This is a genomic window from Streptomyces sp. NPDC047880 (genome assembly GCF_040706515.1).
In the GTDB taxonomy this organism is placed as follows: domain Bacteria; phylum Actinomycetota; class Actinomycetes; order Streptomycetales; family Streptomycetaceae; genus Streptomyces.
On sequence record NZ_JBEZOK010000015.1, the window covers coordinates 12,646 to 33,259 of the forward strand.

Annotated in this window: 19 protein-coding genes and 1 pseudogene; 10 read left to right on the forward strand and 10 right to left on the reverse strand. The window is 72.5% G+C overall.

Going from position 1 to position 20,614, the window contains the following annotated elements; translation table 11 throughout:
* Positions 1-154: 154 nt before the first annotated feature.
* Positions 155-2,002: a protein kinase gene (locus AB0937_RS22315; protein ID WP_366713940.1), complete on the forward strand. Its 1,848-nt coding sequence runs from the start codon at positions 155-157 to the stop codon at positions 2,000-2,002.
* Here the strand turns inward: AB0937_RS22315 and AB0937_RS22320 are convergent.
* Together AB0937_RS22320 and AB0937_RS22325 are read right to left on the reverse strand one after the other, a co-directional pair.
* Positions 1,948-2,763 (reverse strand): hypothetical protein, encoded by an 816-nt coding sequence (locus tag AB0937_RS22320; RefSeq protein ID WP_366713941.1) that lies wholly within the window; start codon positions 2,761-2,763, stop codon positions 1,948-1,950. The genes AB0937_RS22315 and AB0937_RS22320 overlap by 55 nt on opposite strands.
* Positions 2,764-2,770: 7 nt before the next feature.
* Complete coding sequence (locus AB0937_RS22325) at positions 2,771-3,835, reverse strand: LacI family DNA-binding transcriptional regulator (RefSeq protein WP_366713942.1); 1,065 nt, start codon at positions 3,833-3,835, stop codon at positions 2,771-2,773.
* A 194-nt stretch (positions 3,836-4,029) separates the two neighbouring features.
* On the opposite strand from AB0937_RS22325, the gene AB0937_RS22330 reads away from it, so the two are divergent.
* The 8 genes from AB0937_RS22330 (at position 4,030) to AB0937_RS22365 (ending at position 10,793) form a co-directional block, all read left to right on the forward strand.
* The gene (locus tag AB0937_RS22330; RefSeq protein WP_366713943.1) at positions 4,030-4,983 is read left to right on the forward strand and encodes an ROK family protein; all 954 of its coding nucleotides are present in this window, start codon (positions 4,030-4,032) and stop codon (positions 4,981-4,983) included.
* Positions 4,984-5,137: 154 nt separating this feature from the next.
* On the forward strand, positions 5,138-5,581 hold the full coding sequence (locus tag AB0937_RS22335) for a helix-turn-helix transcriptional regulator (protein WP_366713944.1): 444 nt from the start codon (positions 5,138-5,140) through the stop codon (positions 5,579-5,581).
* A 10-nt stretch (positions 5,582-5,591) separates the two neighbouring features.
* Positions 5,592-6,008, forward strand: coding sequence for a VOC family protein (locus tag AB0937_RS22340; protein ID WP_366713945.1), 417 nt, complete (start codon positions 5,592-5,594; stop codon positions 6,006-6,008).
* Between the two features lie 117 nt (positions 6,009-6,125).
* Positions 6,126-8,528: an excinuclease ABC subunit UvrA gene (locus tag AB0937_RS22345; RefSeq protein WP_366713946.1), complete on the forward strand. Its 2,403-nt coding sequence runs from the start codon at positions 6,126-6,128 to the stop codon at positions 8,526-8,528.
* 139 nt (positions 8,529-8,667) lie between these two features.
* Positions 8,668-8,943, forward strand: coding sequence for a hypothetical protein (locus AB0937_RS22350; RefSeq protein ID WP_366714103.1), 276 nt, complete (start codon positions 8,668-8,670; stop codon positions 8,941-8,943).
* 50 nt (positions 8,944-8,993) lie between these two features.
* Positions 8,994-9,230 carry a hypothetical protein gene (locus AB0937_RS22355; RefSeq protein WP_366713947.1) on the forward strand — a complete coding sequence of 79 codons (237 nt, stop codon included), beginning with the start codon at positions 8,994-8,996 and terminating at the stop codon, positions 9,228-9,230.
* 175 nt (positions 9,231-9,405) lie between these two features.
* Positions 9,406-9,606 carry a hypothetical protein gene (locus tag AB0937_RS22360; RefSeq protein ID WP_366713948.1) on the forward strand — a complete coding sequence of 67 codons (201 nt, stop codon included), beginning with the start codon at positions 9,406-9,408 and terminating at the stop codon, positions 9,604-9,606.
* 143 nt (positions 9,607-9,749) lie between these two features.
* On the forward strand, positions 9,750-10,793 hold the full coding sequence (locus tag AB0937_RS22365; protein ID WP_366713949.1) for an NUDIX domain-containing protein: 1,044 nt from the start codon (positions 9,750-9,752) through the stop codon (positions 10,791-10,793).
* 271 nt (positions 10,794-11,064) lie between these two features.
* Here AB0937_RS22365 and AB0937_RS22370 read toward each other — a convergent pair.
* Positions 11,065-11,190, reverse strand: a pseudogene (locus AB0937_RS22370) (RidA family protein); the annotation flags it as partial.
* Between the two features lie 416 nt (positions 11,191-11,606).
* On the opposite strand from AB0937_RS22370, the gene AB0937_RS22375 reads away from it, so the two are divergent.
* Positions 11,607-12,266 carry an MSMEG_1061 family FMN-dependent PPOX-type flavoprotein gene (locus tag AB0937_RS22375; protein WP_366713950.1) on the forward strand — a complete coding sequence of 220 codons (660 nt, stop codon included), beginning with the start codon at positions 11,607-11,609 and terminating at the stop codon, positions 12,264-12,266.
* 222 nt (positions 12,267-12,488) lie between these two features.
* On the opposite strand, the gene AB0937_RS22380 is transcribed toward AB0937_RS22375, so the two are convergent.
* From AB0937_RS22380 to AB0937_RS22410, 7 genes are all read right to left on the reverse strand, one after another.
* On the reverse strand, positions 12,489-13,691 hold the full coding sequence (locus tag AB0937_RS22380; RefSeq protein WP_366713951.1) for a low specificity L-threonine aldolase: 1,203 nt from the start codon (positions 13,689-13,691) through the stop codon (positions 12,489-12,491).
* 70 nt (positions 13,692-13,761) lie between these two features.
* Positions 13,762-15,042 carry an MFS transporter gene (locus tag AB0937_RS22385; RefSeq protein ID WP_366713952.1) on the reverse strand — a complete coding sequence of 427 codons (1,281 nt, stop codon included), beginning with the start codon at positions 15,040-15,042 and terminating at the stop codon, positions 13,762-13,764.
* Complete coding sequence (locus AB0937_RS22390) at positions 15,035-16,282, reverse strand: hypothetical protein (RefSeq protein WP_366713953.1); 1,248 nt, start codon at positions 16,280-16,282, stop codon at positions 15,035-15,037. The genes AB0937_RS22385 and AB0937_RS22390 overlap by 8 nt, the downstream gene beginning before the upstream one ends.
* Complete coding sequence (locus AB0937_RS22395; protein ID WP_366713954.1) at positions 16,279-17,910, reverse strand: class I tRNA ligase family protein; 1,632 nt, start codon at positions 17,908-17,910, stop codon at positions 16,279-16,281. Before AB0937_RS22395 ends, AB0937_RS22390 begins: the two co-directional genes overlap by 4 nt.
* Positions 17,907-19,013: an FAD-dependent oxidoreductase gene (locus AB0937_RS22400; protein WP_366713955.1), complete on the reverse strand. Its 1,107-nt coding sequence runs from the start codon at positions 19,011-19,013 to the stop codon at positions 17,907-17,909. Before AB0937_RS22400 ends, AB0937_RS22395 begins: the two co-directional genes overlap by 4 nt.
* Complete coding sequence (locus AB0937_RS22405; protein ID WP_366713956.1) at positions 19,006-19,383, reverse strand: cupin domain-containing protein; 378 nt, start codon at positions 19,381-19,383, stop codon at positions 19,006-19,008. Before AB0937_RS22405 ends, AB0937_RS22400 begins: the two co-directional genes overlap by 8 nt.
* Complete coding sequence (locus tag AB0937_RS22410) at positions 19,380-20,609, reverse strand: SidA/IucD/PvdA family monooxygenase (RefSeq protein WP_366713957.1); 1,230 nt, start codon at positions 20,607-20,609, stop codon at positions 19,380-19,382. Before AB0937_RS22410 ends, AB0937_RS22405 begins: the two co-directional genes overlap by 4 nt.
* Positions 20,610-20,614 lie beyond the last annotated feature (5 nt).

A 20,614-nucleotide genomic window follows, 5' to 3' on the forward strand; every position in this document is an offset into this window, starting at 1 on the left:
GTTCGCGCGGGCCGGCACCGCGGGCACGTACCGGACCTGTCACAGCCGTCGCCGGCGGCTGGTCCCGTCACCGCCGCCCCGTAGTCTGTACGCCACGCACTGACGGTGTCGGTCGTCGGGGCATCCGGGGTGGGACCACAGGAACGGGGCAGCGGTGTCGACGGGGGAGCACGGGCGGGCGGACGGGGCCGGACGGCTGCTGGCGGGCCGCTATCGCGTCACGGCGGCGCTGGGGCGCGGCGGCATGGGTGTCGTCTGGAAGGCCGTGGACGAGGTCCTCGGCCGTGAGGTCGCGGTCAAGGAGCTGCGCACGTACACCGACACGGCCGGACCCGAACTGGACGCCCTGCGGCTGCGGATGCAGCGCGAGGCCCGCGCGGCGGCCCGGGTGCGCCACCCCGGCGTCATCGCCGTCCACGACATCGCCCAGGTCGACGGCCGCCCGCTGATCGTCATGGAACTGGTCGACGGGCCGTCCCTGGACGACGTCCTGCGCGAGCGCGGCACGCTGGACCCGGCCGAGGCGGCCGGGATCGGCGCGGAGGTCATGGACGCGCTGGCCGCCGCCCACCGCGCGGGCGTCCTGCACCGGGACGTCAAGCCGGGCAACATCCTCCTCGACCGCTCGGGCCGGGTCGTCCTCACCGACTTCGGCATCGCCACGATGGACGATCCGGGCGACGGCTCCGCCACCCACCTCACGCGCAGCGGCGAACTCGTCGGCTCCCTCGACTATCTGGCACCCGAGCGCGCCCAGGGCGCCGACCCGGGCCCCGCGTCCGACGTCTGGGCCCTGGGCGCCACGCTGTACGCGGCCGTCGAGGGCACCTCGCCCTTCCGCCGCACGTCCACCTTCTCCACACTCACGGCGATCGTCTCCGAGCCGTTGCCGGAGCCCCGCCGCGCCGGTCCCCTCACGCCCGTCCTCCAGCGGTTGATGGACAAACGTCCCGAGTCCCGCCCGGAGGCCGACCAGGCCCGCGCGCTGCTCCAGGCGGTCGCGGACACGGGCGGCACCGACACGCCGACGTCCACCCTGCGGGGCCCGGCTGTCACGCCCCCACGCGCGCAGACGGAACGCAGCGTCCCGTCGGTGCCGCCGGGGTTCGGTCCCCCGCAGCAGGACGCAGCCGCGCCTCAGGCGGGGACGGGCGCCGGTGCGCAAGCCCCGGGCACCGGCCCTCAGACCGGCCCGGACGCGCGGACCCCGGGCACCGGCCCACGGCCGGCGACGGGCCCAGGCGAGCAGAACCCCGGCACCGGCCCTGGGGGCTTCGGATCGCTCGGCACCGGCGGCACCACCCCCGATGCCTCCGCCCCGACCACCACGGTGAACCCCGACCGCACCGGCTCCCGCCGCACGGCGCGCCTCCTGCCGGCCGCCGCGGCCGTCGCCGTCGTCCTCGCCGCCGGGACCACGGTCGCCCTCCTCGGCGACTTCGGAGGCAGGGAGACCGGCGCGCGGACCGACGCGGCCCGAGGGGAGTCCGGGTCCTCCCGGCGCTCCAGCCCGGCCGACGGCTCGAACGCTCCGAGGTCCACGCGACAGGGGGACGACAAGGGCACAGCTCCGTCCGGGAAGCCGGCCGGCAAGGGGGACCCCGAGCCCACCGGCCGCGCGACCACTCCGGCCCCCGAGAAACCGACCGGCGGAGGAACGCCGGACGGCGGCGGTTCCGGTGGCGGTGCCACACCGGGCGGCGGCTCGACCACCGCGGCCCCCGTGTGCCACGCCATCGGCGGCGGCAAGTACAACTGTCACGTCTGGAAGACCGCCGGCTCCTACACCGCCTCCGGCGCCCGGGCCGGCATCCTCAACGCGGGCACCAACTACTTCTACTGCCAGCAAAACCTGGGCCGCCGCGAGACGTCCGGGGAGTGGACCAACGTCTGGTGGGCGAAGACCGACGACGACAGCGGCAACTCGGACGTCTGGGTCAGCGACGTCTACATCAAGGGCGGTGACAACGACGCGGCGGTGCCGGGGCTCCCGCTCTGCTGACCCCGCGCCGAGGCGGCCACGTACCGTTCGAGACCGGAGGCCGTCACCAGCTTCTCCTCGATGAACAGCCGCGTGCCCCGCTCGCACAGCCGCCGGTCACCGCGGGCCCGCGCGCAGAACTCCTCGGGCACCACCCCGAACAGCTCCCGGAAGCGGGGCAGCCCGACCAGGAGCTCGGTCAGCAGCTCCCGCTCACCCGGGTGGACGCGCGGCGTGCCCGTGCCGTCGTGGAGGACACCGTGCCGGTTCACGTAGGCGTACGCGCCGGGCAGCCGGGTACCGTCGGCGAGGTCGATCCGGACGTCGGGCGACGGCAGCCAGGCCCGGTCGAAGTTGCCGCCCGGCACCGGCACGCCCTCGCTCGCGTCGATCACCGCGAGCTGCTCGGCGTCGAGCATCAGGACGAACAACTCCCGCACGGTGCCCGGGGCGCCGACCGGCGAAGCGGACACGTACCCCATGCGGCTCACATGCGCGGAGACGCCTGCCTCCACCCCTGTCACCCGCGCCTTCACCATGGGCAGCGGTGCCCGGACACCGAACTCCGTCAACTTGTGCCGCAACTGCCCCGGGCAGCCGTTGGAGCCGATGGCGATGACCGGAGTGCGGTCGTCGTACACCAGCCGCTCCAGCGGCAGGAAGCGGTCCCCGTCGAGGAGCCCGGAATCGGCTGGCCACGCTCCCGGATACAGCAGGGGGTGCTCGCGCGGAGCCTCGGCCAGGCCGAGTGCCCGCAGGGTGCGATCGGTGGCGTGGTCCATCGGCCGCTCAGTCCGCCGGGGGGATCTCGCCCGAGCCGCGGGTGATCAGCCGGGTCGGCAGCTCGATGCGCTCGGGCGTGACCAGGGTGCCGTCGAGCTGCCTGAAGAGACGTTCCGCCGCGGTGCGGCCGATGTCCGCCGCGTCCTGGGCGACGACCGTGACGCCCGGCTGGAGCAGATCGGCGAGCTCGATGTCGTCGAAGCCGACGAGGGCGACACGGCGGGCCTGCTCGGCGAGCACCCGGATCACGGTGACGGTGACCCGGTTGTTGCCCGCGAAGACCGCCGTCACGGGGTCGGTGCCGCTCAGCATCTGCTCGGCAGCCCTGCGCACCCGCACGGGGTCGGTGACGCCGAGGGACATCCAGGAATCCGCCACCGGTATGCCCGCGTCCTCCATGGCGGCCCGGTAACCGCGCAACCGCTCGGCGGCGGTGTGGATGCGCGGCATGTCGCCGATGAAGCCGATCCGCCGGTGCCCGTGCGCGATGAGGTGGGCGACGCCGTCACGGGCGCCGCCGAAGTTGTCCGACAGCACCACGTCGGCGTCGATGTGCCCGGCCGGCCGGTCCACGAACACCGTGGCGACCCCCGCCTTGAGCTCCGGCTCCAGATACCGGTGGTCGTCCCCGGCCGGGATCACCACCAGCCCGTCCACCCGCCGCGCGCACAGGGCCAGCACCAGTTCCTGTTCGCGCTCGGGGTCCTCCGCGCTGGAGCCGTTGATCAGCAGGGCGCCGTGCGCACGGGCCACCTCCTCGACCGACCGGCTCAGCGGCCCGTAGAACGGGTCGGCGAGGTCCTCCAGGACCAGGCCGATGCTCGCCGTGCGGCCCTTGCGCAGCACCCGCGCGCTGTCGTTGCGGCGGAAGCCGAGCGCGTCGATCGCCTCCTGGACCCGCCGTTCCGTCTCGGGGGTGACCCCCGGCTCCCCGTTCACCACACGGGAAACCGTCTTGAGGCCGACTCCGGCGCGTGCGGCTACGTCCTTCATGGTCGGCCGGGTGCCGTAGCGCGCTGCGGATCGGAGGGGGGTCTGGGGCACGGTGCGGTGTCCTGTCCTGTCGTCCACGGGGGTGCGTCGATCCTGGGCTTGTATGAGGATGTGGCGTCGAGCATAGAGCCTGGACAACGTTGTCAGACTCGGGAGAGACTGTCCACCGCACTCTCCGGCCCGCGCACCGCCGCGGAACCGGCCTGCTGCGTGCCCTGCTTGATGGCCTTTATCGGCGTTTTTCTCATGTCCGACGGGGAGATCCGACTCTGATGCACACCGACCTCGTGGCCGCGCTCGACATCGGCGGCACCAAGATCGCCGGCGCTCTGGTGGACGGCGGCGGCCGGATCCTGGTCCGCGCCCAGCGGCCGACGCCCGCCCGGGAGGACGGCGACACCGTGATGCGGGCCGTGGAGGAGGTGCTCGGCGAGCTCGCGGCGTCGCCGCTGTGGGAGCGCGCCTCGGCCGTCGGGATCGGCAGCGCGGGGCCCGTGGACGCCTCGGCGGGCACGGTGAGCCCGGTGAACGTGCCCGGCTGGCGCGACTACCCGCTCGTGGCCAGGGTCCGGGCCGCCGCCGGCAACCTGCCCGTCGAGCTGATCGGCGACGGTGTCGCGATCACGGCGGCCGAACACTGGCAGGGCGCCGCCCGGGGGCATGACAACGCGCTGTGCATGGTCGTCTCCACGGGCGTCGGGGGCGGTCTGGTGCTGGGCGGGCGCCTGCACCCGGGGCCCACCGGCAACGCCGGGCACATCGGTCACATCAGCGTGGACCTCGACGGCGATCTGTGCCCGTGCGGCTCGCACGGCTGCGTGGAGCGCATCGCGAGCGGCCCCAACATCGCCCGCCGGGCCCTGGAGAACGGCTGGCGGCCCGGCCCGGACGGGGACACCTCCGCCGCCGCAGTGGCCGCCGCCGCCCGATCCGGCGACCCGGTCGCCGTCGCCTCCTTCGAGCGTGCTGCTCAGGCGCTGGCCGCCGGGATCGCCGCCACGGCGACCCTCGTGGAGGTCGACATCGCCGTCATCGGCGGGGGAGTGGGCAAGGCGGGAGAGGTGCTGTTCGGCCCGCTGCGCAAGGCCCTGCGTTCCTACGCGACGCTGTCCTTCGTCCGGCACCTGACCGTGGCGCCGGCGCAGACGGGCACCGACGCGGGACTGGTGGGCGCGGCGGCGGCGGCCCTGGTGAAGCGGCCGGACGCGGCGGCGGCCGGGGTGTGAGCGGAGGACCCGCCGATCCAGCAGGAACGTTCAGCCTGTGGGCGTCGCCGCGGGGCGGGGCGCGGGTCGCCGCCGAGGACGACGGCCCGGCCGGTCCGGCCCGGGATATCCGGAAATCGACCGCACGTGCGTGCGATGTGGCACGATCGCGCTTGTGAGCAGCAGACCCGCCTCGGCGCAGCATCTGCGCGACCTCGCCCGCCTGCGTCGGGTCAAGGACCGCATCGACCGGGAGTACGCGAAGCCCCTGGACGTCGAGGCGCTCGCCCGGGGAGTCCACATGTCGGCCGGGCACCTCAGCCGTGAGTTCCGGCAGGCCTACGGGGAGTCGCCGTACAGCTATCTCATGACGCGGCGCATCGAGCGCGCGATGGCGCTGCTGCGCCGGGGCGACCTCAGCGTCACCGAGGTGTGCTTCGAGGTCGGCTGCGCGTCGCTGGGCACCTTCAGCACGCGTTTCACCGAGCTGGTGGGCATGCCGCCCAGCGCCTACCGGCGCGAGGCGGCGCGCGCGACGGCGGGGATCCCGTCGTGTGTGGCCAAGCAGGTGACCAGACCGATCAGGAATCGAGAAGCGCCGACCCCGGGCCGAAACTAGCGTGAGGGCCATGGACCTTCGCATTCACGCCAGTTTCCTTCCGCACGACGACCCGGACGCCTCCCTGGCGTTCTACCGCGACACCCTCGGCTTCGAAGTCAGAAACGACGTCGGGTACGAGGGCATGCGCTGGATCACGGTCGGCCCCGTCGGCCAGCCCGGCACGAACATCGTGCTGCACCCGCCGGCCGCCGACCCCGGCGTCACCGACGACGAGCGCCGCACCATCACCGAGATGATGGCCAAGGGCACCTACGCCAGCATCGTCCTGGCCACCACCGACGTCGACGCCACCTTCGAGCGGGTGCAGGCGGGTGACGCCGAGGTGGTCCAGGAGCCGGTCGACCAGCCCTACGGCGTCCGTGACTGCGCCTTCCGCGATCCCGCGGGCAACATGGTCCGCATCCAGCAGCTGAAGGCGCCGTAACAGTCCCCGCACCGCACCGCACCGCACCGCACGGCCCGCGCCGCTCCCCGGGAGCGGCGCGGGCGCAAACGAGATCGCCCGAGAGCGCGGCAGCACCGCCCGACAGATGGAGACACCATGAGCAAGGCCACGACGACGGACCGACAGCCGCCCGGGCCGCACGTTGCCGACAGCCATGACGTGATCCGTGTGCACGGCGCACGCGAGAACAACCTCAAGGACGTCAGCATCGAGATCCCCAAGCGCCGGCTCACGGTGTTCACCGGTGTCTCCGGTTCGGGCAAGAGCTCGCTGGTGTTCGACACCATCGCGGCGGAGTCGCAGCGGCTGATCAACGAGACCTACAGCGCCTTCCTGCAGGGGTTCATGCCGAACCTGGCCCGGCCCGAGGTCGACGTCCTCGACGGGCTGACCACCGCGATCGCCGTCGACCAGCAGCGCATGGGGTCCGACCCGCGCTCCACCGTCGGCACCGCCACCGACGCCAACGCGATGCTGCGGATCCTGTTCAGCCGCCTCGGCACACCGCACATCGGCCCGCCCGGCGCGTTCTCCTTCAACACCGCCTCGGTCTCGGCGAGCGGTGGCTTCACGGTGGACCGAGGGGCCGACAAGACCAAGACCGAGAAGGTGTCCTTCAGCCGCACCGGCGGTATGTGCACGCACTGCGAGGGCCGGGGCACGGTCTCGGACATCGACCTCGCCCAGCTCTACGACGACTCCAAGTCGCTCTCCGAGGACCCCTTCACCATCCCCACCTACACCGGGGGCGGCTGGGTGGTGCGGGTCATCGCCGAGTCGGGCTTCTTCGACAAGGACAAGCCGATCCGCGACTACACCAAGAAGGAGCGGCACGACTTCCTCTACCGCGAACCGACCAAGGTGAAGATCAACGGGGTCAACCTCACCTACGAGGGGTTGATCCCGAAGCTGCAGAAGAGCTTCCTGTCCAAGGACCGCGAGTCGATGCAGCCGCACATCCGGGCCTTCGTGGACCGGGCGGTCACCTTCACCCGGTGCCCCGAGTGCGACGGCACCCGGCTCAGCGAGCTCGCGCGCTCCTCGAAGATCGGCGCGGTGAACATCGCGGACGCCTGCGCGATGGAGATCCGCGACCTGGCGGAGTGGGTGCGGGGGCTCGACGAGCCGTCGGTGGCGCCGCTGCTGACCAAGCTCCAGCACACCCTGGACTCGTTCGTGGAGATCGGCCTCGGCTACCTGTCGCTCGACCGGGCGTCGGGCACGCTCTCCGGCGGCGAGGCCCAGCGCACCAAGATGATCCGCCACCTCGGGTCCTCGCTCACCGATGTCACCTACGTCTTCGACGAGCCGTCCATCGGCCTGCACCCCCATGACATCCAGCGGATGAACAACCTGCTGCTGCGCCTGCGCGACAAGGGCAACACCGTGCTGGTCGTCGAGCACAAGCCGGAGACGATCGCCATCGCCGACCATGTCGTGGACCTCGGCCCCGGAGCCGGCACGGCGGGCGGCACCGTCTGCTTCGAGGGCAGCCTGGAGGGACTGCGGGGCAGTGGCACCGTCACCGGCCGGCACCTCGACGACCGGGCCAAGATCAAGGCGACCGTCCGCAAGCCCACCGGGGCGCTGGAGATCCGGGGCGCCTCGGCGAACAACCTGCGGGACGTCGACGTCGACATCCCGCTCGGCGTGCTCACCGTCGTCACCGGCGTCGCGGGCTCCGGCAAGAGCTCGCTCCTGCACGGCGCGCTGCCCGGGCAGACGGGTGCCGAGGGCGTGGTGGCGATCGACCAGGCCCCGATCCGCGGTTCCCGGCGCAGCAACCCGGCGACGTACACCGGGCTGGCCGACCCGATCCGCAAGGCCTTCGCCAAGGCCAACGGGGTGAAGCCGGCCCTGTTCAGCGCCAACTCCGAGGGCGCCTGCCCCACCTGCAACGGCGCCGGTGTCATCTACACCGACCTCGCGATCATGCAGAGCGTCGCCACGCCCTGCGAGGAGTGCGAAGGGAAGCGGTTCGACGCGTCGGTGCTGGAGTACCGGCTCGGCGGCAGGGACATCAGCGAGGTGCTGGCGATGCCGGTGGCCGAGGCCGAGGAGTTCTTCGGCAGCGGTGAGGCCCGCACACCGGCCGCCCACAAGGTCCTGCAGCGGCTCGCGGACGTCGGGCTCGGCTACCTCACCCTCGGCCAGCCGCTCACCACGCTGTCCGGCGGCGAGCGGCAGCGGCTCAAGCTGGCCACGCACATGGGGGACAAGGGCGGCGTGTACGTCCTCGACGAGCCGACCACCGGGCTCCACCTCGCGGATGTGGAGCAGCTGCTCGGTCTGCTCGACCGGCTCGTCGACTCCGGCAAGTCGGTCATCGTGATCGAGCACCACCAGGCGGTCATGGCGCATGCCGACTGGATCATCGACCTCGGCCCCGGCGCCGGCCACGACGGCGGCCGGATCGTCTTCGAGGGCACTCCGGCCGACCTCGTCGAGGCCCGCTCGACGCTGACCGGGGAGCACCTGGCGGCCTACGTGGGCGCCTGACGGAAGTCCGCGACCGTGGGGTGGGCGCGTCGGGGCCCGCCTCACAGCCGCCATGTCGGACATTAAGCACAAAAGCGGTGAATATCGTCATCTGGTGGGGGCACTCCGTCTCCTGAACCCCCACGGAACGGAGCCGCTGATGATCATCAAGAAGATGCACGAGATGGGCGTCCGCAGCGAACACGCCTACCTGGCCGGCATGGCCTCCATCGGCCTCAGTGTCGTCGCCTGGATGGGCTCCCGGAAGATGGAAGCGGACACCGGCGTCGCCCGCGCCGACCGCTGGGGCATCTTCGTCGGCGAATGGGCGCCCACCTTCTTCGGCCTCGGTCTCGCCCTGTCCCACTACGAGCAGCAGGACGGCACTCTCACGGCAGAGGTGCACGAGTTCCGTCCGACGCGGAAAGCGGGCTGAACGGCTCAGTCCGGCGCGCGGCCGGCGCCGTCGCCGCGCACCCTGGTCCCATGGCGTCGGAGAAGCCCGTCGTGGTCTACCCGCCCGCCGCGGACGGCGGCCGGCGGGTCCGTGTGGACGGCCAGTTCCTCGGGATCGCCTACGGGCCGCTCGACATCGCCGAGTTCCTGCGGCGCGCCGGGATCGAGGACGCGGACGAGGCGTACGTGGCGGCCACGGGGCTCATCGAGTGGCGCGGCGGCGGCCCCGGAGCGTGGGCGGCCGGCCGGGACGGCGGCTCCGCCTAGAAGGCTGGCTTCGCCCCGTCCTGCACGACCGCGAAGAAGTCCCGCTTCGACCGATCCTTCGCGACGGCGAAGGAGTCCCGCTTCGCCCGGTCCTGCGCGACGGCGAAGGAGTCCCGCTTCGCCCGGTCGTACGCGGCTGCGTGACCCCGGGGCGGGTCGGGCAGTTGAGTCGGGCATGAAGAAGCGCAGCATGCTCGCCATCGCCTCCCTCGCCACCGGCTTCGTCGTCGCGGCGGTCACCCCGTCCCACGCCCTCGGGGAGGAGCTCGGGACCCTGAGCGTCGACGAGACCCTCAAGACCCTCGACGAGACCGCAACCAAGGACGGCCTGTCCCTGGACCGGGAGAACGGCCCCCAGGCCAAGAAGAAGGGCTGACGAGCCGCACGGCCCCGCGGCCACGGCGCCGGTGCTCCCGCGTGACGGGGCCGGCGCCGTCGTCATGCGCCCTCAACTGCGGCTGGTTTCCGTGGCAGGGTGGAGCGGGCAAGCCTCTGGGGGCCAACAGAAGAGGGGGACCTGTGACCGTCGTCTGGATCAACGGCGCGTTCGGTGCGGGGAAGACCACCACCGCACGGGAGCTGATCGAACTGATCCCGAACAGCACGCTCTTCGACCCGGAGGTCATCGGCGGCGCGCTAGCCCATTTGCTGCCGCCCAAGCACCTCGCCGAGGTCGGCGACTTCCAGGACCTGCCGATCTGGCGACGGCTCGTGATCGACACGGCGGCCGCGTTGCTCGCCGAGCTCGGCGGGACCCTCGTCGTACCCATGACACTGTTGCGCCAGGAGTACCGCGACGAGATCTTCGGCGGCCTCGCCGCCCGCAGGATTCCGGTCAGTCATATCCTGCTCGCTCCGGCCGAAACGATACTGCGGGAGCGTATAGCGGGCCGTGAGATCCCCCGGGACCTCCCTGACGGCGATGCGCGAATACGCCAGTGGTCCTTCGACCACATCGAGCCGTACCGGACCGCCCTCGCCTCTTGGCTCACCGCCGACGCCCACCCGGTCGACACCAGCGACCTCACGCCGTACGAGACGGCCGTGCGGATCGCCGGGGCCGTCACCGACGGGTCCGCGCCCGTCTGCGACATCGTGCAGACGCCCGAGCCCACCGCCGAGACCGTCGCCGCCGGAGTGCTCCTCTTCGACGAGCAGGACCGCGTGCTGCTCGTCGACCCGACCTACAAGGCCGGCTGGGAGTTCCCCGGCGGCGTCGTCGAACCCGGTGAGGCACCCGCGCGAGCCGGGGTGCGGGAGGTCGCCGAGGAGACGGGCATCCGCCTCGAACGGCTGCCCAGCCTGCTCGTCGTCGACTGGGAGCGCCCCGCACCCCCCGCCTTCGGCGGGCTGCGCCTGCTCTTCGACGGCGGACTGCTGCACTCCGCCGAGGCCGGCCGGCTCCTGCTGCCCGGCCCGGAGCTGCGTGCCTGGCGGTTCGTCACCGAGGCGGAGGCCGCCGACCTCCTGCCCCCCGTGCGCTACGAGCGGCTGCGCTGGGCGCTGCGCGCACGCGAACGAGGCGCGGCGCTCTATCTGGAAGCCGGGGTGCCGGTCGGCTGACGCCGGGCCCGCCGCCCGCCCCCTTTACCCGGCGCGGGGGATTCCGAGGAAGAAGCAAAAGAAGTCCGGAACAAGAACTGGAGCCAGTCGAACGACCCGATCCGGCAGCAGAACCTCGACGAGATCGACGCGAAGTTCGGGCAGGATCAGGCCGCCATCGACCAGCAGATCAAGTCCGACGGCGGCTCCGCCCGGACCGCGATCACCCAGACGCCGATCGCCGGCTCCGACCTGACGACCATGGCCGGCGACCCGTCGCTCGAGTCGCGCTGCCCTCGGCGCTCATGGCGGTATGCCCGGAGCAGTACAGGGTCCGGGTGTGCCCGGAGACGAACTCGCCCTGGTTGAACCCCATCTCCTTCGACCACGTCACCGGGTTGACCGCTGTTCGTTGCACTGCCACATCCACTCCATCGCATCCATGGGAAGTACGTACATGGGCGTGGTGTCTTCCCCACCGCCCTGACGCCGGTACGGACGAGCCTGCCGCCAAAACATGACACCCTCGGTCACGTATTCGGCAGGACTCTCACCACGTGGAGAACAGACCCGGCCCGGGCGGAGAGCGTGCTGGTCCGGCACCTGCTGTCGCACACCTCCGGCGTCTCCGGGTGGGACCGGCCATGGGCCCCCGCCGACACCACCCTCACCGAGGAAGACCCGGCCGACCTCACCCGTGAGTCGCCGGACCCGAGATCGCCATCGGCGCCGGGCGCGTGGTTCAAAGGAAGGAGACCGCGCCGGGCCGTGGGCGTCGCCTTCGACCGCACACCGGGCGAAGCCTCAACAGCCAAGCCCATTAGGGTCGGTGGCATGACGACATCCCTTGCCGGCAGTGCCTTCGACTCGCTCAGCTTCGACGCCGTGACCGACCAGGACGCGTTGCGCCGGGTCTACGAACTGCCCGGGGACGCGGCCCTGCGCAAGCAGATGACCGAACTCACCGAACAGTCGCAGCGGTTGATCGCGTGCTCGTCCCTGGTCCTGGTCGCCAGCACGGACGCCGACGGCAACTGCGACGTCTCCCCGCGCGGCGGCCCTCCGGGGTTCGTCGCCGTCCTGGACGCACGGACGGTGGCGATACCCGACGCGACCGGCAACAAGCGTCTGGACACCCTGCAGAACGTCATCGCCACCGGCCGGGCCGGGCTGCTGTTCATCATCCCGGGCCGCACCACGACGCTCAGGGTGAACGGCCGGGCCTGCGTCTCCACCCGCCCGGAGCTGCTGTCGCAGCTGACCGCCGTGGGCAAGCCGCCGGCCAGTGCGCTGGTGCTGGGGATCGAGGAGGTCTACCCGCACTGTCCCAAGTCGCTCCTGCGCAGCGGGGCCTGGAAGCCGGAACAGTGGCTGCCGGCCGACGCCCAGCCGACCTCGGCCGAGGTGACGCTGGCCCAGCTGCGGATGCCGGAGCTGACGATCGCCGACATCGAACAGGCGGAGGCGGATTCGCTGAAGTACCGGTACGAGTGATTGCCGCCTCCGGGCAGGCAAAGGGCGGGCATCAGGCCGGGCCACGTCCGGCTTGCTGACCTGTACCTGCGGCAGGGGCCTCCGGCACCGCCCATCGCCCCGCTCGGCAGGCCTGGTGCGTGGCGCGGCTGCTCGCGCGTGGGGTGGGGTCGTTCTTCGAGGCTCAGTGCTTCTCCTGCCCGGGGGTCAGGCGCTCGCCCGCCCCCGGGCACGTGCCGCCGGCTACTTCGTCTTGCGGTGCGCGGAGAAGGGAGGCAGCTCTTTCCCCAGCGCTTCGATCGTCTCTTTCATTTCGCGGACCTTACGGCGCAGTTGCACCAGTTCCTCGCGCTCGGCCGTGGTCAGCGCGCCCTCCGGGCCTTCGCCTCGCTCCGCCGCCAGTTCCTCCGCGATCGCCGCCGCGAACGCGTCCACGTCGTCCTCGGTGGTGTCGAAGGAGGTCATCCAGCGGACCTCGCCGGCCTGCTCGTCCCAGGTGTAGAAGCGGAAACGCTTCTGGAGACGCTCGGTGACGGCCGGCGGCAGGACGGCGAAGATCTGGTTGGCCTGCACCGGGCGAGAGATCTCCAGGCCCGGCAGTTCGCGCACCGCCTCGTACAGCCGCTGGGTCATCGCGTTGGAGCGGGCCGCCGAGCGCAGCCAGAGGTCGCCGCCCAGCAACGCCTCGAACTGCACCGACAGGAAACGCATCTTGGAGCCCAGCTGCATGCTCGTCTTGCGCAGGTGAGCCATGCCGCGCACCGCGTCCTCGTTGAGCACGATCACCGCCTCGCCGAAGAGCAGCCCGTTCTTGGTGCCGCCGAGCGAGAGGACGTCCACGCCGGCGTCGGTGGTCATCTCGCGCAGGGGCACGCCGAGGGTGGCGGCGGCGTTGGCGAGCCGGGCACCGTCGAGGTAGACGAGCATGCCGAGGTCGTGCGCGTGGTCACAGATCGCACGGATCTCGTCCGGCGTGTAGCAGGTGCCGAGCTCGGTGGACTGGGCGATCGAGACGACCTTGGGCCGGGCCCGGTGCTCGTCCTCGAAGCCCCATGCCTGTCGGTCGATCAGCTCAGGGGTGAGCTTGCCGTCCCATGCGGGCACCGTCAGGAGCTTGATCCCGGCGACCTTCTCGGGTGCCCCGCCCTCGTCGACGTTGATGTGGGCCGACTCGGCGCAGACCACGGCGTCCCAGCGGTCGAGCATGGTCTGCAGCGCGACCACGTTCGCGCCGGTGCCGTTGAAGACCGGGTAGGTGTGCGCGGTGGGGCCGAAGTGGCCGCGCACCACTTCCTGGAGGCGCTCGGTGTAGACGTCGGCGCCGTAGCTGACCTGGTGGCCGCCGTTGGCCAGGGCGATCGCCGCGAGGATCTCGGGGTGCGCCCCCGCGTAGTTGTCGCTGGCGAAGCCGCGCTCGTCCGGGTCGTGTCGTCGCTGTACGGTCATGGTGCTCGCCTACTTGTTTCGGTGGGACGGGTGTGACACATGTGGTCCGGACGGGCGCCGGCCGGTCCGCTCAGGCCGACGCAGGCTCCGTCCGCGCGCGGGCCTTCTCCAGGCCGCGCACCAACGGCGGCGCGGCGAGCCCGAGCAGGGCGAAGAGCGCCGCGAGGACCAGCCAGCCGGTCCCCGCCGCGCCGACGACCAGGGAGGTCATCAGCCACGGCCCGGCGAACTGCTGGAGTCCGCGCCCCAGGGAGAACACCGCCTGGTACTCCCCCTGCCGGCCCGCAGGGGCGAGCCCGAAGGACAGGCCCCAGCTCGCCGACGCCTGGTACAGCTCGCCGAGGACGAGCACCAGCGCGCCGCCCAGCAGGGCCGCGCTGTCCAGGAGCGCGCCGTGGCCCCCGCTCACCGCGAAGACCAGGCAGGAGGCCCCCAGCGCCCACCCCGCCCAGCGCAGCATACGTGCCGCTCCCGCCGGGGTACGTGCGCCCTTGCTGACGGCGACCTGGAACAACAGCACCAGGACGGTGTCCAGGATCAGCAGCCCCGACACCAGCAGCGCGGGCGCGTCGGTGGCGGTGACGATCCACAGCGGCAGACCGACCGTCAGCAGCGGGTGGTACAGCTCCAGAGCGCCGCACACCAGCGCGACAGCCACATAGCGCACGTCCCGCAGCGCGGCGCTGCGCAGCACCCCGCCCTGCGCCTCGGCGGCGGGGGACCGGGGCCCGGCGCCCGCGGGCAGCCGCATCCCGAGCAGCACGGCTACGGAGACCAGCTGGAGGGCGGCGTTGGCGAGGACCGTGGCGTACAGGGCGGTCGAGGTGCCGGCCGCGATGGCGGCTCCGGCCAGCGCGGCGCCGCCGAGGAAGCCCAGGTTGAACAGGCTGCGCATCTGCGCGCTCACCTTGACCCGCTCCGCCTCGCCCACCAGCGCGTCGGTGAGCGACGCCTGGAGCGCGCCCGCCGAGGTCTCCAGGACCGCGAGGGCACAGGCGACCGCGAGGAACGCGGTGAAGCCGTCCACCAGGCAGTACGCGGTGAAGCCGGCGGCCGCGAGCAGGAAGTTGGCGGTGAGCACCCGGCCCGCGCCGAGCCGGTCCGCGAGTCGGCCGATGGGCACGGTGCAGACCAGACCGCAGAGCCCGGCGACCGACAGGGCGAGGCCCACGCGCTGGGCGGGGATACCGATGGTCCGGGTGAAGAACACGGCGCTGGAGGTGAGGAACACCCCGAGCCCCAGGGACTGGATGAGTGTGAGAACGCCGAGTCTGCGCGCGTTCCCGGCGGCCGGAAGGGTCTCCCGGAACCACGCGCGCAGTACGGCGCCGTACCGGCGTGCCTCAGCCATGCGGCCCAGCTCCCTCGGCCCGCTCGGTCCGCAGCCCGTACACCTCCATCGCGGCGTGCACGGCGGCACGCACCCCGGCGGCGCTCCGCCCCCGGAACCGGAAGATCCCGCAGCCCTCGTCATAACTGCCGGGCCCGGTCATGATCTGGCCGATCGCGGGCAGTTCCTCGTGGTAGACCTCGGGGACGGCCGACCTGGGCGAGGTGCGCGCGGCGACCCGTCCGGGCAGCTCGCGCGGAGCGGGGTAGATGAGCCAGCCGCCGGCCCGGGGCCCGGCCGGTTCGGACGGCTGCCACAGCGGGGGCAGGCCCAGGGCCGCCCGGAACGCCTCGGCGAACAGGTCGATGCCGAAGAGGTCGACGTGCAGGAACGGCACCTGCGCGCCGCCCGGCCGCAGCCCGACCTCCAGGAACACCAGCTCACCCCCCGGACGCCGGATCGCCTCCAGGTGGAACGCGCCGTCGCGCAGCCCGAGCGCCCGCAGACAGCGGTCGGCGAAGGTGGTGAGCTCGTCGCGCTCGGGGCCCGGGTCGAGCAGGACCGAGCCGAGCGGGCGGCCGTGTGCGTAGTCCAGGCAGGTGTGGACGTACTGGGACGCGGTGACGAAGTGGAGGCGGCCGGAGCGGCGGACACCGTCGACGTGGAAGATGTCCCCCTCCACGTACTCCTCGCACTCGTACGCCTCGGGGTCGACGCCCCTCAGCGCGTCGCGCAGTTCGTCGGCGCTGCGGACGACCGTGACTCCCTGGGAGCCCGCCGCGGCGCGCGGCTTGAGGACCAGGGGCAGACCGCCGAGGGAGTCGACGACCACCTGAGCCGAGGGTGCGTCGTCCAGGCGCAGGAACCGGGGAACCCGCAGTCCGGCCGCGCCCACCGCGCTCTTCATGGCGAGCTTGTCCTTGAACCGCTCGACGAGGTCGAGACCGTAGCCGCCGGGGACGCCGAGTGCGGCCGAGAGCCGGGCGGCCGTCAGGATGTCGTACTCGGACTGGCCGAAGACGGCCTCGGGCGTGCCGTGCCGGTCCGCGATCTCCCGTACGAGGGGCAGCAGGTCGTCGTGGGCGAGGCTGTCGCGCACATGGACCTCGGTCGCCCCGTCCCGGTCGAGCGCGGGCAGCCCGCCGGGCGTGGTGAGGTACACCGTCCTGCAGGGGTGGCCGTCGAGGAAACGGTGGTACTCGCCGAACTCGTCGCCGGAGCGGTTGAGAACGACGTACAGCGGTGTGGTCCGGTCGGTCACGCGTCCGCTCCCGGTCGAAGGGTGTCGGGCAGGCAGGCGTCCAGATCGGCGGCGCTCACCCGGCCGAAGCCGGGCGCGGGCCGGTCCCGGTGGGCCGGGGTCCTGGCGAGGAAGGCCGCCGCGCGAGGCTCTCCGGCGCCGCCGAGGCGCTGCCAGAGGAGCTCGGCGAGGTCCGGCATCACCGGGAACGCCAGCAGGGACAGGCCCTTGAGCCACCAGTAGGCGCCGTCCTCGGCCGCGTGGGCGACCGCGTCGTCGGCGCACCAGCGGTCGAGCGCCGCGACCGCGCGCCGGGTCGAGACACGGGCGGCGTCGAGCGCCGCGGACTGCTCGGCGAGCAGGGACTCCAGGAAGTCGGCGACGGCCGGGGCGGGCGCCTGCGGCGGCCCCTCGGGCAGCCGGCTCCAGGCGGCGTCGATCCGCTTGCCGAGGCCGTCGGCGAGCGTGGCGTTCGCGGTCCGGAGGAAGTCCGCCGTCTCGAAGCTCGCCGCCCCGGACTCCAGATCGGCCCCGGCGAGGTGGTACCGGACGGTGTCCACACCGATGGCGGGCGACGCGGCGATGTCCGCCGCCCAGATGGCGTGCCGGGCGCTGGTGGAGAACTTCCGCCCGGCCAGCCGGTAGAAGTTGTTGATCAGGCACCGGTCGTACGGCTTCATGTCGCCGTGCAGCAGGCTGGTCCCGACGATGGAGACCAGGGTGGGGATCACGTTGTCGACCCCCAGGGTGGTGAGGGTGGTGACCCCGGAGTCCGGGTCGAAGGCGTTCACGCCGGTGCCCGAGAGCCGGCCGTGGACGGCGCCGGCGAGGCGGGCGAACATGAAGATCCCGGCGTACGGGAAGAGGGCGCGCGGCACGTCCGGCTCGGGACCGGGCAGCGGAACCCCCCACGTCTGCGGGGCGCTCAGCCGTACGGTCAGGCCGTCGCGCTCCAGGAAGCGCGCCACGGTCGCCCGGTAGCGTTCGGCGACGCCCAGGCCCACGAGCGTGGCGTCCAGGAGGTCGCGGTCCGGCAGCCGCAGGAAGAGGCTGGAGATCTCCCGCCAGGTCAGCGGCCCCTCGTCGAGCAGGGGGCGCGGCTCGACGACCGACTCGGGCAGGAAGTGCGCACTGCACTCCTCGCAGAAGTAACTGGCGATGCCCGCACCGCACTCGGGGCAGCGGCCCTGGAGCCAGCCGCCCACCACCCAGCGGTCCGACGCCGCGCAGTGGGGCACGCGCTCGGTGCGCGTCAGCACCGCGCCCCGGGCCGTCAGCCGCTCGATCGAGGCGGCGACCTCCTGCTCGAACTGCTCTCGCCAGGGCTGCCGGTCGGGGACGATGAACGCGTCGACGCCGATGCGCATCGCGGCCAAGTCGTCCTGGATGCGCTGTCCGTAGCGGGCGGCCACCTCGCCGGGTGTGGACTCCTCGGCGTGCGCCCTGAGCGCCACGTACGACTCGTACACATCGCTGCCGGTGATCACCAACGGCAGGTCGCCCCGGACCCGCAGATGCCGCGCGATCATGTCCGACCACAGGAAGGGGCCGCCGATGTGGCCGAGGTGCAGGGGGCCGTTGGGAGTGGCCTCGGGCGGTACCAGGAGGTAGTGCCGGGGGGTGTGCGTGTCCCCGGTCAGCAGGCTCATGTGCGCGGTCTCCCGTCGAGCAGGTTCAGTGCGTCCTCGGCCATGGCCGGGGCGAGTCGATAGCCGGAGCCGGAGCCGCCGATGGCCATGACCACGTCGTCGCCGCCGACCGTGTCCACGACCGGCAGATGGCCGGGGGTGAAGCAGTCGCTGAAGACCCGGCCGCCGAGCAGGTGCGGCAGGAATCCCGGTACGTGCCGGGCGAGCATGGCCCGGGCGAGTTCCCGGTCGCGGGCATCGATGGCGAGCGGCTCGTCCGGGCCGCGGTCCCAGTCGGGCGAGGTGATGCTGAAGATCCAGTGGCCGCCGGGGTGGTGGGGCAGCAGGAAGGCGTCGGCGTCCTCCAGGACGAGTGCCGGGGCGCCCGCCGGGGGCGGCGTCATGATGTGGAACGCCACCACCTTCTTGACCCGGGCCCCGCGCTCGCGGGCCGCCGCCGCCACCGGGCCGTCCAGGACCCAGGGGCCGGGCGCGAGGACCGCCTTGGCGGCGGTGATCCGGCTGCCGTCGGCGGCGACCAGTTCGACGCGGCCGCCCGTACGGCGTACTTCGGTGACCCGGAAGCCCTCGAAGAGGGTGTTGTCCGGGCGGCCGCCGAGGACCTCGTCGAGGAGCCGGTCGGCGAGCCACTGGGGCTGACCGGCCGTCATGGGAGCAGTGGCCAACAGGACTTGGTCGTCGTCGTGGGCGAGGCCGGGGAACGTCCGGTCGAGCAGGGCCTGTTGCTCCGCAGTGACCGGGCGGGTGCGGCCGCCGTCGGCCATGGTCGCGTCGAGGGCGGCCGTGTTCTCGCGCGCCACCAGCCAGCGGACGTCGACCGGCGCGCGTCCGGCGTCGCCGAGTCCGGCGGCGAGTTCGCCGAAGAGCGCGGTGCTGCGGGCGGCCAGGGCGCGCTGGGCCGGGTTGTGCCCCGTGGGCGTGTCGAACCCGGCCGAGTAGCGGGTCGCGCCCGATCCCCGTCCGGCGTGCGTGATCACGGCGACGCGGCGGTCCGGGTCCCGGCGCACGGCGTAGTACGCGGCGAGGGCGCCGACCGCGCCCGCGCCGACGACGGCGAGGTCGTAGTGGGGCGCCTCACCGGTCCCGGTGGTGCGCTCACTCATCGGGCGCCGACCACCAGAAGGAGTAGATGACCAGTTCCTCGCCCTGGTCGGCGAAGATCTCGTGGACGGCCTGCGAGGCGAAACCCACCAGGGAGCCGGGTCCGACGAGCGACCGCTCGCCGTCCACCTCCAGGGTGCCGGATCCGGCGTGGACCACCCAGATCTCCTGGACCGCGTGCTGGTCGGGCGAGCTGGTCCCGCCCGGCGGCACGGTGAAACGGGCCGCCTCGAACGGCACGCGGGGGAAGACCGAACGGGCGAAGTCCGCCTCGGCGACGGTCACTCCGTCGGATTCCACCTCGGTCGGACCGAAGGGGACCAGGACGCCGGCCGCCTCGGCCTGGAACTGCGGGACCTGACGAGCGGTCATACCGGATACCTCGTCTCACCCATGATGCTGTTGAGGATGACCGCGCTGCGCCAGGGGAGCAGGCTGAGATTGGGGTCGGCGACGCCCCAGGAGTGCCGGGCGCCGTTCTGGAGGTAGATCCGGTTCTCCGCGGGCCCGTCCCATGCGACCGAGAAGTCGTCGCCGACGACGAGCATCCCGCTGTCCCGCCGCAGCCGCGCGTCCAGCGGAGCCATGAACTCCGGCAGCGCGTAGGCGTATCCGGTGCTCAGGATCACGATGTCGGCGGCGAGCACGGCGGGTGCGTCCGGGCCCGGGGACTCGACGACGAGCTTCCATTCGTCGGGGCCACCCTCGACCGCGGTGACCGCGCAGTCCGCCAGGAAGCGCAGCCTGCCCGGGTTGTCCTCGATGAACTCGTCGCGGTAGCTCAACCGGTAGATGTCCTGGAGGACTTGGAGGTCTATGCCGTCGCTGGTGTACCTCTGCTGCTCCAGGAGCCGGGCCTTGTGGTCGGCGGGCAGCGCGTGGAAGCGGCGTACGTAGTCGGGCGTGTAGAGGTCGTTGGCGAACGGCGAGTCGTCCATCGGCAGGAACGACGGGCGCCGGCTGACCCAGGTGATGCTCTCGGGGGCCGCTCCGGCCGCAAGATGGCGCACGATCTCCGCGCCGCTCTGGCCGCCGCCGACCACGACGACCCGCCGTCCGGTCACCTCGGGGGCCCGCAGCAGGAACTCCCCGGAGTGGAAGACGGTGGGGCCGAGGAAGGGGCGGAACGGCTCGGGGACGAACGGGGTGAGCCCGGTGCCGAGCACGAGATGACGTGCCGTCACTTCGCGTTCGCCGGTGCGGAGGTGGAAGGCCCCGTCGTGGAAGTCCACGCTGTGTACGTCCGCCCCGAACGTAAGGCTCGGCAGCCGCCCGGAGGCCCACTGGAGGTACTGGTTGAACTCGGCGCGCAGGACCGCCGGGAAGTCCGCGGCCAGGAACCGGTAGAGCCGCCCCTCGCTCGCGAGGAACGACAGGAACGAGAAGGGACTGGTCGGATCGACCAGTGTCACCAGGTCCTTGAGCAGCGAGACCTGGAGGGTGGCCTCGGGCAGCAGCAGTCCGGGGTGCCAGGAGAAACTCTCACGGCGTTCCAGATGAGCGCCGCGCAGCCCTTCGACCGGATGCGCGAGCGCGGCGAGACTCATGTTCGCGGGGCCGATGCCGACGGCCGCGTAGTCGAGTATGTGTGCGTTCATGGTGG